We start from the raw sequence: 11,638 nt of genomic DNA on the forward strand, positions 1-11,638 counted from the left end.
CGAATCTTCCAAGCGAGAAACGTGCAGCGCACCACGGATTTCTCCGCGTAAACCGTGATGCCCGCTGCACTGCAATCGGGGCGCTCGAGATCGTCTGTCTAATTTGCAGGCGATCTGGCGGCGCTGCGGGATAGCGGAATGCCTACGAGCTATGCATGGCGGTCGGCTCAGCTTCTCTTTATTGTACGAACAGTACGAGAGGATATTGCAGGCCCGGATGGCGCGTTGCGGCGACGGCTGCCGATGCAATCGGCGATTCTCGCGAGCAGCGGCGCGGCATCCTCGACGTGCAGGCGCCCGTAGCCAAACACCAGCCCTTGCCGCGTCGGGGCTTCCAGAAAATTCTGCGACAATTGCTGCACGTGGATACCGGCCTGCTTCAGGCTTGCGGCCGCCTCGCGATCGCTCATCCGTGCCTGCATCGCCTCCGTGAACAGCGCGACGAGATGCAGCCCGGTGACGGCGGAGGACACGGAGAGATCATCGGGCATCAGCGTCGTAATCGCATCGATCAGCGCCTTCCGCCGCTCCGCATAGAGCCGCCGCATCCCGCGCAGATGCCGCAGCAGGTGCCCCTCCCGCATGAATTCGGCGAGCGCGAGCTGTCCGATGCCGGAGGTGTGCACGTCGATGCGCGCGCGGCCCTTCGAAAATCCGTCGATGAAATGCCTGTTGGCGACCATGTAGCCGAGCCGCAGGTTCGGCATCATGATCTTCGAAAAAGTGCCGAAATAGATCACCCGGCCCTCGCGGTCGAGCGAACGCAGGGACGCGATCATGCTGTCCTGATGCCTGAACTCCGAATTGTAATCGTCCTCGATCACCCAGACGTCGTTCCTGTTGGCCCAGTCGAGCAGCTCGAGCCGCCGCTCAAGCCCCATGCTGACGCCGAGGGGATATTGGTGCGACGGCGTGACCACGATCAGCTTCGCGCGCGGTGCGCGACGGATTCCTTCGGAGACGACGAGGCCCTTGTCATCGACAGGAATCGGAACGAGCTTCGCGCCCGCAGCCGTCAATGCCCAGCGCGCCTCAATGAAGCCGGGCTCCTCGACCCAGACCTCATCGCCGGGATCGAGGATCATCCGGCTACAGAAATCCAGCGCGCCAGACGTGCCGGAGGTGACCACGACCTCCTCCGGCGCGCAGACCAACCCCCGCACCGAGCCGAGAAAATTCGCGATCTCGCTCCGCAAGCGCAGATGGCCTTCAGGCGGAAGATCGAGGCACTCCTGCTCGCGCGGATTCTGCCAGCTCTGGCGCAGCAGCCGCGACCATTCCTTGAAGGGAAATGTCGAGATATCGGGGGCGCCGGGTGCGAACACGGACGGCCAATTGGTCTCGTACTCCAGGCCAAGCAGCGATTGCCAGCGCCTCGACATCTGGGCGGGCGCGGCCGCGGGCGGCGTGGCGGACAGCGGCTCCGCATGCGGGGCCGTAACGGACGCCACCATCACGCTGCCACGCGGGGTCGATTCAAGATAGCCCTCGGCGTAGAGCAGATCCCACGCGGTCAGCACCACCGTGCGCGAGCAGCCCAACTCCCGCGCGATCTCGCGCGAGCCCAGGAACTGCGTGCCGGCCGGAAACGCGCCACGCAGAATGCTGCCCCTGATGTGGGCCGCGATCTGCAGATGCAGCGGCACGGCCGAGGTCCGGTCGATATGCATCCCCGCAAGGGAGACGCGCTGGTGCGGTTGACGGCTCTTGTCCATCACATGGAGACGGTTGTTGGAATGGCCGGCGATATCAGCCAGCGTCGCCTCAGGATGCGTCAGGAGCGGATTCGGGTCCAGTCTCCGCTGGATCGGCCACCCCGACCGTGTGATAGGCGCGGCCGAAATAGATCAGATTGTCGGTGCAGCCGGATCGTTGCACGGCCACGACCCGGCAGAACAGCACATCATGCGTGCCGACATTGACGATATCGGCAATCCGGCAGTCGAACGCGGCGGAGCAGTCGGTCAGCACCGGCGCACCGGTTTCGAGTGTCGACCACGCGGCCGCGGCAAACCGTTCCTCGGCGGGCACCTTGCCGCCGAACAGGCGAGACAGCGGCTCGTGCCGGGCCGAGAGTACATTGACGCAGACCACCTTGTTGTGCGTCACGCTGGCATAGGCCGACGATGCGCGGTTGATGCAGACCAGCAGCGTCGGCGGATCGTCGGTGACGCTGCAAATCGCAGACGCGCTAAATCCGGCGCGGCCCGCGCTGCCGTCTGTCGTGACGATGCTGACGGCCGCGCCGAGACAGGCCATCGCGTCGCGGTAGTCCTGAGAGGCGACGTCCGGCATCGACATCCTCACACCTCGATCGCGGGCGCAAAGGCGAGCCCGCGAAGTACCTGCGCGAGCACGGAGGCGCCGGCGGACACATGATCGGGCTCGGCCCATTCGTGCTCGACATGGCTCGCCCCGTCGCGGCACGGGATGAAGATCATCGCCGCGGGGCAGATTTTTGCGAGATGACGGGCATCGTGCCCGGCCGCGGAAAGGATCGCCATGGCCAAATGCCCCTGCTGGCGCGCGGCCTCCGCGATGCTGGCCCGCAGGGCAGGATCGAAGGCGTTCGACGGCGCATCGACGAGTGGCGTCACCGTGACCGTGCACGGCGGGGCGTGCTCACGGCAAAGGTCAATGATGCGCGCACCGGCCGCATCGAGCACCGCATTGTCAGGGTGACGCAGATCGATGCTGAAGCTGACGCGCGACGGCACCACCGACGGCGCGTTCGGCATGACCGCGACGCGTCCGATGGTGAACTTGATGTCGGCATCGATGGTGCCGATCTCGGCATGCAGCGCGGTCGCCATCCGGGCAAAGGCCGCGAGTGCGTCCCGCCTCTCCGACTGCGCCAGCGTGCCGGCGTGGCCCTCGGCGCCCTCGACCACGATCTGAAACGTCTTCTTGCCCTGGATGCCCGTGACGATTCCGATGGTGCAACCGGCCGCCTCCAGCAGCGGTCCCTGCTCGATGTGCAATTCGAGATAGGCCCCGGCCGCAAAGCCGAGCGGCCGGTGCGGCACATCGGGAAAAGCCTGATGGAGGCGATCGAGCGCCTCACCGACGCTGATGCCGTCGGCATCACGCGCGGCGCGGATCGCGTCCATGTCACGCTCGCCGGTAAAGGCCTCGGAGCCCATCATGCCCGGGGCGAAGCGCGAGCCCTCCTCGTTCATCCAGGCGACGACGATGAGGTCGCGCGTGGGCGCGTCCCCTTGCTGCGCGAGTGAGACAACCGCCTCTAACGCCGCCATCACGCCGGCCGCGCCATCGAATTTGCCGCCGGTCGGCTGACTATCGAGATGACTGCCAAGGAGAAACGGCGGCGCGGCACGGTCGCGGCCGGCCAGCGTCAGGAACAGGTTTCCCGCCGCATCCGTCGACGGCGTCAAGCCCGCTTCAAGCGCCCAGCCGATCACGCGTCGCCATGCGGCGATCTCACCGTCACTCAGCGCCTGGCGGTTGACCCCGCCGGCCGGTGTCGCGCCGATCTCGGCGAGCGCCATCAGCCGCGTCCAGAGCCGATCGGCGTTGATCAAAAGCAGGCTTGTCATCGACTATTTCGTGCGCATGATCTGGCCCGGCAGCGCGCGCGGATCGCGCGGCAGCCAGCGTCCGGCCTCGACCTGGGCGATGAACTCGGCGAGCAGCGCGTTGAACGCCGCCGGCTCTTCGAGATTGAGCGTGTGACCGGTCTTGGGGAAGACCGAGAGGCCGCAGGCCGGAATCGTCTTCTTCAGGAAGATGCCGGGCTGGAGACAGTGATCGTCCTCGTCGCCGACGACGACCAGCGTCGGCACCATCATCTTTTTCAAGCCGTCTTCGAGATCATAGAAGGACGGCCGCCGCGCCTGGACGCCGCGCATGGTGTTGGCGGCGCCGCGATCGGAATGGGTGGCGAGGCGATCGGCGAATTCCTGCCAGCCGCGCGGATCCTTGTTCTGGAACTGCACCCGGCTCGCGCCGAGCGCGTAGATCTTCGAAAACTCTTTCGCGCCCTGCTTCTCGAAATTGTCCGCGACTTCGAGCGAGACGCCGCGAAAATAGTCCTCGAACTCCTTCTCGCAGCCATAGCCGGCGCCCGCGACCGTGAGCGACAGCGCGCGCTCCGGCGTGCGCAGGCCGAAATGCACCGTGCAGAAGCCGCCCATGGAGAGGCCGACGATGTGCGCCTTCTCGATCTTCAGTGCGTCGAGGACGGCAACCGCATCGTCCGCGGCAATCGCCTGCGAATAGGCCTCCACACTGTCAGGCACGTCCGAGGGCGGATAGCCGCGCGCGGCGTAAGTGATGCAGCGGTGACGCCGGCTGAAATAGCGCAGCTGCGGCTCCCAGCTTGCGTGATTGCCGCCGAATTCATGGATGAAGAGGATCGGTGTGCCCTCACCCGTTTCTTCCACGTAGAGCTTCACGCCGTCCTTCGTCGTGATCATCGTCATCGGCATCGTCCCTAGAATTGCGGCGGCAGGTCGTTGAGCGTGCGCGCCTGCGCGACCATCTCCGGCAGCAGCGTGCAAAACTTCTCGGCCCAGGCCTGCGGCACGGAGGTGCTGATCTTGACGAAACGGTCGCCGAAGCGCTGGGTGTGGTAGGTGCCCTGGCGGATCATGATGCCCTGCCGGCGATAGCACTCGACCAGCGCCTCGGGGCGGATGCCCGCCGCGATGGTTTCCAGCACCAGGAAGTTGCCGTGCGAGGGCATGATCGGCAGCGCCAATCCTTCGATTCCAGCCGCCGCCTCCTGGATCATCGCCTTGTTGCTCCGGTCGGTGCTGCGGACCTTCTTCATCCATTCGGCCTTGACCGACAACCCCGCCTGCGCCGCGCGCTGGGCGATGACGCTCGCGCCGAGCACGCTCGTGGAGGTCTGCGCGAACTCTTCGAACAGATCTGGCGCGGCAACGAGAGCGCCAATGCGCAGGCCAGCGAGCCCAAGCCATTTCGAAAAGCTGGTCGAGACCACCGAACCCTGCGGGGCCACGTGAAGCGCCGGCGTGTGACCATCGGCGAAATCGCGATAGGTGCAGTCGTGCACCAGCAGCGCGCCGCAATCGCGCGCGATCGCGGCAAAGCTCTCGATCTCCTCGCGGGTGTAGCGGATGCCGAGCGGATTGTTGGGATCGACCAGATAGATGATCGCGGTGCGCTCGTCGACATTCGCCTTCAACGCCTCGGGCGTCAGGCGGTAGTTGCAGGCGGGATCGTAGATCGGAATCTCGATCACCTCGGCACCCTGCTGGCGCGCGAACAGGCACGGCCATTTCCAGGTCGGATCGGTCGTCACCAGCGTGGTGCCCGGCTTGCAGCGCGCACGGCAAATCATAGCCAGCGCATTGACGCCGCCCTCGGTCACCAGCGCTTCCGCGCCCGGCGTGCCGAGATCGGCGACGATCGCCGCGCGCAGCGCCTCGAAGCCGAGCGGCGGCGCATAGGCATTGAACTCGCCCGCCTCGATCGAGCGCAGCATCGCCTCGCGCACGGCGGGATGGCTCTCGACATGGTTGGTGTTCTGGCCGAGCCAGAAGAGCCCCGGCGTCGCCGAGAGCTCGTCGAAATAGCGGTTGCGGACCAGCGCCGCGGATTCAGGCCTCGACATCGACGCCTCAGATTACCGAGCCGCGCGCGGCGATGCCGCCGTCGATCGTCACCACGGTGCCGGTGATGTAGCCGGACCGCGGCGAGGACAGGAAGGCGACGAGATCGGCGACCTCTTCCGACGTCGCCGGCCGCTTGCCCGGATATTTGTCGTACAGTTCCTCCCAGCGGCTTTCGTCGCCGAGCATGTCGATCGACTTGCGCTTCATGATCTTGAGCATGCGGTCGGTCGCAACCGGCCCCGGATTGACCGCGACGACGCGCACGCCGTGATCGAGGCTGCGGCCGCCGAGCGCCTTGGTGAAGGACATCAGCGCTGCATTGCCCGTCGAGCCCGCGATGTAGCTCGCGTCCCAGTTCTCACCGGAATTGCCGATGATGTTGATGATGACGCCGTCCTTGCCCTTCATGCGCGGATAATAGAGGCGCGACAGCGTGATGTAGCCGAACACCTTGAGATCGAAGCCGCGCCGCCAGGCGGCGTCGTCGAGAATCTCCAGCGAACCGGCCGGGATGTCGCCGGCATTGTTGATGAGGATGTCGATGTCGCCGACCTCGGCCGCGAGCTTCTCCATCGCGGCCGTGCTCGACAGGTCGAGCGCGTGGATCGTGATCTTCACGCCATGGCGCGCTTCGAGCTGCTTCTTGGCCTCGAGCATGGCTTCGCCATTGCGGGCAGCCAGATGCAGATGGCACCCCTCCGCGGCGAAGAGCTCGGCCACCGCCAGTCCAATTCCTTTCGACGCGCCGGTGATCAAGGCGGTCTTGTTCGTCAGCTTCAGGTCCACAGGGGTCTCCAGGATGCAAGCTAGATATACAAGGTCTAGCAATTTGCATACCAAGCGACATCAGGGGTCATTCGAAGGCGGCGAGGAAGTCCAGCAGGTTGTCACCGAGCAGGTTGACGTGGTCCCGCATGGTGCTGTGGGCCCGCTCCGGATCGTGGGCCAGGATCGCCTGCATGATCGCCTCGTGCTCGCGGACGGTGTCGGCGATCCGGTTCGGCATGCGCGTCACCCGGCGGCGATAGGCGGCCACCTGGTTGCGCAGCTTGCGGGTCTGGTCGGCCAGGAAGGTGTTGCGCGAGGCCTCGTAGATCGCTTCGTGGAATTCCTGGTTGATGTCGTAGAAAACGTCGATGTCGCCGGTTTCGCCTGCTGCCACAAGCCGCTGGTGAATCTCGCCTATTTCAGCGCCCCAGGCCTGCGAGACGCGCCTTGCGGCAAGCCGCGCGCAGAGCCCTTCCAGCTCCGCCATGACCTGAAACATCTCGATCAGCGCCTGCGCCTTGATGCTGCGGACCGTCGCCCCTTGCCGGCCGCGCAGCTCGACCAGATTGTTGGCGGCCATCAGGCGGAACGCCTCCCGCACCGGCGTGCGCGAGACACCGAAGCGCTGGGCGATCTCCTGCTCGTCGAGCCGGCTGCCCGGCTCCAGATGGCCGGCCGCAATCGCCCCTTCGAGCTTCTGGCGCAGGCTCTCGGCCAGCGTGATGCCGGGGCTTGGCGCCAGGGACCCCTGCCCGTTTTTCACGCGCTTGCCTCCAACATGTGCACCAATATCCGCCATCATGTTTCTCCGATACCAATATAAGTATACATATTGGCCCTGATATCCCAGCGAAATGACCCGTTCTCTCTCGGAGGCGCGCGCGACTCCGACCTATTCGCCGTCAGTCTCGCAAGTCTTATGCCTGATTTGCCCGGAAATCGCACTGGCACACGAGTTGCTAAGAGATTTCGACGCGGTCCGCTTTCGTATGCGAATGGCCGCCGCCATTATACAAGGACATGCTGGTGCAGGCCGCCCGCCTCCCCGACCCCGGACCGACCATCGAGGCGCAGCCAAAGCCTGAGCCGCTGCTCGAGCTGCGCGCGATCAACAAGACTTTTGGCGCGGTGGCGGCGCTGTCAGGGCTTCAGGCGAGCGTCGCCCCCGGCGAGTTCGTCACCGTCGTAGGTCCCAGCGGCTGCGGCAAGAGCACCCTCTTCAACATCGTCGCCGGGCTGGAAGAGCCCGACGCCGGCGGCATCCTGCGCTTCGAGGGCAAGAGCTGCCATGCCGCCGACTTGCTCGGCCGCGTCTCCTTCATGCCGCAGCGCGATTTGCTGTTTCCCTGGCGCAATGTGGTCGACAACGCCATCCTCGCGCTCGAGGTCGAGGGCATGAAGCGCGAGCACGCGCGCGCCAAGGCGCTGAAGATGCTGCCCGAGTTCGGGCTCGCCGGCTTCGAGAAGCAATATCCCAATCAATTGTCCGGCGGCATGCGCCAGCGCGTCGCCCTGATGCGCACCTTCCTGTTCGAGCGCGGCCTGATGCTGCTGGACGAGCCGTTCGGCGCGCTCGACGCGCTGACGCGCGCGATGATGCAGCGCTGGCTGCTCGATGTCTGGCAGAAATACCGCCGCACCATTCTCTTCATCACCCACGACGTCGACGAGGCCATCTTCCTCGGCGATCGCGTGCTGGTGATGACCGCCCGTCCCGGCTCGGTGAAGCTCGAACAAATCGTCGATCTTCCCCGCCCGCGCCGGCCCGAGATCGTCACATCCCCCGAATTCATCCGCCTCAAGCGCACGCTGCTCGATGCGATCGAGGAGGAAAGCATGAAATCGTTCCAGTCCTCGATCGCGCAGGAGAAGTCGCAGTGAACGCGATATCAGCGAAAGAACCGCGCGGCATCGATCCGGCCGAGTGGGACGCCCGCGTCAAGCTCGCCGCCTGCTACCGGATGGTCGCAAAACTCGGCATGGACGATCTGATCTACAATCACATCTCGCTGCGCGTGCCCGGCCATGACGATCAGTTCCTGATCAATCCCTATGGGCTGCTGTTCGACGAGATCACGGCGTCGAGCCTCGTCAAGATCGACACCAGGGGTAACAAGCTCGACGACACGCCGCAGGCCGTCAACGTCGCCGCCTTCGTGATTCATGCCGCGATCCACACCTCGAACCACGATGCAGCCTGCGTGCTGCACACCCATTCCGACGCAAGCGTCGCGGTCTCAGGGCAGGAGAAGGGCTTGCTGCCGCTGAGCCAGTTCGCGATGCGCTTCTACGACCGCCAGGCCTTTCACGACTACGAAGGCGTCGCCATCGACCTCGACGAGCAGGTCCGCCTCGTGCGCGATCTCGGGCCGCACAAGGTGATGCTGATGCGCAACCATGGCATCCTCACCGTCGGCCGCACGCCGGGCGAGGCCTTCATGCTGCTCTATTATTTCGAGCGTGCCGCGCGAATCCAGCTCCAGATGCAGGCCGCCGCCGCGGCCGGCGCCAAGCTGGTGATGCCGCCGCACGAGGTCTGCGAGAAGGCCGCCCGCCAGTTCTGGGAATTGCAGGGCGACATCCTCGTGCCCGGCGAACGCGAATGGCCGGCGCTGATGCGCCAGCTCGACCGCACCGATCCATCCTATCGCAATTGATTTTCATCCTCTGGAGTATGACCATGTTGAGCCGTCGCCACGCCTTCTCCGTCCTCTCCGCCATTGCACTGGCGACTGGCTCGCTGGTCACGGCCGCGCCCGCCGCCGAATTGCAGAAGGCGAGCCTGCGTCTGAAATGGCTGCCGCAGGCGCAGTTTGCCGGCTTCTACGTCGCGGCCGCCAAGGGCTATTACAAGGCCGAGGGCATCGACCTCACCATCAATCCCGGCGGGCCCAATCTGCTGACCGAAAACCTGGTCGCAACCGGCGCCGACACGTTCGGCCTGTCCGGCGGCACCGACAGCGTGTTCGCGGCCCGCGACAAGGGCCTGCCGATCGTCTGCATCGGCGTGTCGCACCAGATCACCCCCTTCATCTTCGTCACCCGCAAGGACGGGCCGGTGAAGACGATCCAGGACTTCAAGGGCAAGACCGTCACCACCTGGTTCACCGGCGCCAATCATGTGCTGAACGGCATGCTGGCCAAGGAAGGCATCAAGCCGGATGAACTGAAGATCCAGCCGCAGCAGGTTTCGGTGACGCCGTTCGTCGACGGCAACGTCGACGTCATCACGGCGACCTATTACAACGAGTTCTACACCATCCAGTCGCGCATGCCGAAGGATAGCCTGAAGACCTTCGTCGCCGAGGATTACGGCATCACCTTCCCGCGCGACACGCTGATCGTGGCCGAGGCGACCGCCAAGGAGAAGCCGGAGCTGGTCAAGGCGTTCCTGCGGGCGTCGCTCAAGGGCTGGAAGGATGCGTTCTCCGATCCCAAGGGCGCCGTCGACACCGTGATGGCCGCGGCTCCGACGCTCGACCGCGCGCAGCAGGAATTCATGCTCACCGAGGTGAAGCGCCTGATGACGGCAGGCGCAGCGGCGAAGAACGGCATGTTCTGGATCGATGCTGATGCGGTGAAGACCGCTCACGACTTCTTCCTGAAATACGGCGTCATCTCCAAGCCGGTCGATCTCGCCGCGGCCTATGACGCGAGCTTCATCCAGAGCATCCCGGCGGCGGACCGGCTGCCGTGAGCAGCCCTGCGGCGACATCGCTTGACGACGGCCGCGCAACTGCGCAGTCGATCGCGATGCCGGATTCGCTGCGCAAGCTGATCCGGCTGCTGCTCGGCCTCGCCATCGCGGCAGTGATCTGGGAAGGCGCGGTGCTGCTGTTCGGCATCCGGCCTTATTACCTGCCACGCCTCAGCACCATCCTGCTGGCGATGGCGGCCACACCTCGCGCCTATGTCGACGGTTTCCTGCGGACCCTTGCCGAGACGCTGATCGGCTTCGCCTCCGGCGGCGCGTTCGGCGTGCTGATGGGTGTCGTGTTCTTCCGCGTCCGCGCGCTGCGCGAGATGATCTTTCCGATCTTCGTGGTGTCGCAGACCATTCCGGTCATCGCCTTCGGCGCGCTGGTGGTGCTGTGGTTCGGAAACACCCTGCTCGCCAAGGCGATCATCGCATTCTATCTGACCTTCTTTCCGGTGACGGTGAACACGCTGCTGGGTCTCGAAACAGTGGACCCCAGGCAGGTTGACCTGATGCGCAGCTTCGGCGCCTCCAACCGTCAGCTCCTGCTCCGCTTGCAGCTTCCGACCGCGCTGCCGCAGATCTTCGTGGCGCTGCGGCTCGCCGCATCGCTGAGCCTCGTCGGTGCCATCGTCGGCGAATGGTTCGGCGACACCACCGGGCTCGGCGTGCTGCTGCTCCAGGCCATGTTCACCGAGAACGTCGTTGCGATCTGGGCCGCCCTGCTCGCCGCCGCCCTGCTCGGCACCGGCTTCTATGCCGTGGTTGCCGCGGTCGAGCGGCGCCTCGTGTTCTGGAACGCCGAGCAATGAGCCGCGTGATCGCCTCTCCCTCGCTCGCCGTCCAGCGCGGCATTCTGGGCGCCGTCCTCCTGGTCGCGTGCTGGGAAGGTGCGGCGCGCGGACTGCATCTGCCCGCTTATGTTCTTCCCGCGGTCAGCGACATCCTCGTCGGCCTATGGTCGAAACGTGCAACGCTCATTGACGCCGCCGGCTACACCCTGCTCGAAGCGCTGGTCGGTTTCGGGCTCGGCTGCCTGATCGGCATCGGCCTTGCCGTCGCCATCGCGCTGGTGCCGGCATTGCGGAGCGCGATCCTGCCGCTGGCCACCGCAATCAATTCGGTGCCCGTGGTCGGCTATTCACCGCTGATCCTGCTGTGGTTCGGCATCGGCGTCAGCTCGAAGATCGTGATGGTGGCAATGGCGGTGAGCTTCACCGTCCTGCTGTCGATGCTGGCAGGGCTCGATCGTGTCGATCGCCGCGCCGTCGACCTCATGAAGAGTTTTGGCGCCAGCCGCTTCGGCGTGCTGTGGCGCCTGCGGCTGCCGACCGCCCTGCCGCTGCTGCTCGCCGGTATGCGCGTCTCCACGGTGCGCAGCGTCATCGTCGCGATCGTCACCGAAATGCTCGGCGCGCATGGCGGCCTCGGCTGGGTGATCTACCAGGCCGTGCTCCAGATCGACTTCGTCCAGGTCTGGGCGGCGATCTTCGTCGCCTCGGCGGCGAGCCTCGCTTTCTTCGGCGTGATCGGCTTCCTCGAGCGAAAGATCCTGTTCTGGACGTGACGCCAT

At 65.4% G+C, this 11,638-nt stretch carries 12 protein-coding genes; 5 read left to right on the forward strand and 7 right to left on the reverse strand.

The window, feature by feature from the left end:
- Positions 1 to 167: 167 nt before the first annotated feature.
- The 7 genes from pdxR to AC1RR3_RS20740 form a co-directional block, all read right to left on the reverse strand.
- Positions 168 to 1,715: a MocR-like pyridoxine biosynthesis transcription factor PdxR gene (gene pdxR / locus AC1RR3_RS20710; RefSeq protein WP_492824965.1), complete on the reverse strand. Its 1,548-nt coding sequence runs from the start codon at positions 1,713 to 1,715 to the stop codon at positions 168 to 170.
- Positions 1,716 to 1,764: 49 nt separating this feature from the next.
- Positions 1,765 to 2,295, reverse strand: coding sequence for a flavin reductase (locus tag AC1RR3_RS20715; protein ID WP_492825153.1), 531 nt, complete (start codon positions 2,293 to 2,295; stop codon positions 1,765 to 1,767).
- Between the two features lie 8 nt (positions 2,296 to 2,303).
- Complete coding sequence (locus AC1RR3_RS20720; protein ID WP_492824966.1) at positions 2,304 to 3,557, reverse strand: Zn-dependent hydrolase; 1,254 nt, start codon at positions 3,555 to 3,557, stop codon at positions 2,304 to 2,306.
- Positions 3,558 to 3,560: 3 nt separating this feature from the next.
- Positions 3,561 to 4,442, reverse strand: a complete 882-nt coding sequence (locus tag AC1RR3_RS20725) for an alpha/beta fold hydrolase (RefSeq protein ID WP_492824967.1) — start codon at positions 4,440 to 4,442, stop codon at positions 3,561 to 3,563.
- An 11-nt stretch (positions 4,443 to 4,453) separates the two neighbouring features.
- The gene (locus tag AC1RR3_RS20730) at positions 4,454 to 5,599 is read right to left on the reverse strand and encodes a pyridoxal phosphate-dependent aminotransferase (RefSeq protein ID WP_492824968.1); all 1,146 of its coding nucleotides are present in this window, start codon (positions 5,597 to 5,599) and stop codon (positions 4,454 to 4,456) included.
- Positions 5,600 to 5,606: 7 nt separating this feature from the next.
- Positions 5,607 to 6,386: an SDR family oxidoreductase gene (locus AC1RR3_RS20735; RefSeq protein WP_008132390.1), complete on the reverse strand. Its 780-nt coding sequence runs from the start codon at positions 6,384 to 6,386 to the stop codon at positions 5,607 to 5,609.
- A gap of 67 nt (positions 6,387 to 6,453) precedes the next feature.
- On the reverse strand, positions 6,454 to 7,131 hold the full coding sequence (locus AC1RR3_RS20740) for a GntR family transcriptional regulator (protein WP_492824969.1): 678 nt from the start codon (positions 7,129 to 7,131) through the stop codon (positions 6,454 to 6,456).
- Between the two features lie 263 nt (positions 7,132 to 7,394).
- Here AC1RR3_RS20740 and AC1RR3_RS20745 point away from each other — a divergent pair, with 263 nt between their 5' ends.
- Genes AC1RR3_RS20745 through AC1RR3_RS20765 form a run of 5 tightly spaced genes read left to right on the forward strand, consistent with a single transcriptional unit; the run spans position 7,395 to position 11,632 of the window.
- Positions 7,395 to 8,249, forward strand: a complete 855-nt coding sequence (locus AC1RR3_RS20745) for an ABC transporter ATP-binding protein (protein WP_492824970.1) — start codon at positions 7,395 to 7,397, stop codon at positions 8,247 to 8,249.
- The gene (locus AC1RR3_RS20750; RefSeq protein WP_492824971.1) at positions 8,246 to 9,025 is read left to right on the forward strand and encodes a class II aldolase/adducin family protein; all 780 of its coding nucleotides are present in this window, start codon (positions 8,246 to 8,248) and stop codon (positions 9,023 to 9,025) included. Before AC1RR3_RS20745 ends, AC1RR3_RS20750 begins: the two co-directional genes overlap by 4 nt.
- A gap of 23 nt (positions 9,026 to 9,048) precedes the next feature.
- Positions 9,049 to 10,065: an ABC transporter substrate-binding protein gene (locus tag AC1RR3_RS20755; RefSeq protein ID WP_492824972.1), complete on the forward strand. Its 1,017-nt coding sequence runs from the start codon at positions 9,049 to 9,051 to the stop codon at positions 10,063 to 10,065.
- Positions 10,062 to 10,877 carry an ABC transporter permease gene (locus AC1RR3_RS20760; RefSeq protein ID WP_492824973.1) on the forward strand — a complete coding sequence of 272 codons (816 nt, stop codon included), beginning with the start codon at positions 10,062 to 10,064 and terminating at the stop codon, positions 10,875 to 10,877. Before AC1RR3_RS20755 ends, AC1RR3_RS20760 begins: the two co-directional genes overlap by 4 nt.
- Complete coding sequence (locus AC1RR3_RS20765; protein WP_492824974.1) at positions 10,874 to 11,632, forward strand: ABC transporter permease; 759 nt, start codon at positions 10,874 to 10,876, stop codon at positions 11,630 to 11,632. Before AC1RR3_RS20760 ends, AC1RR3_RS20765 begins: the two co-directional genes overlap by 4 nt.
- Positions 11,633 to 11,638 lie beyond the last annotated feature (6 nt).

The organism is Bradyrhizobium sp. GW821-FHT13H05, assembly GCF_058804065.1.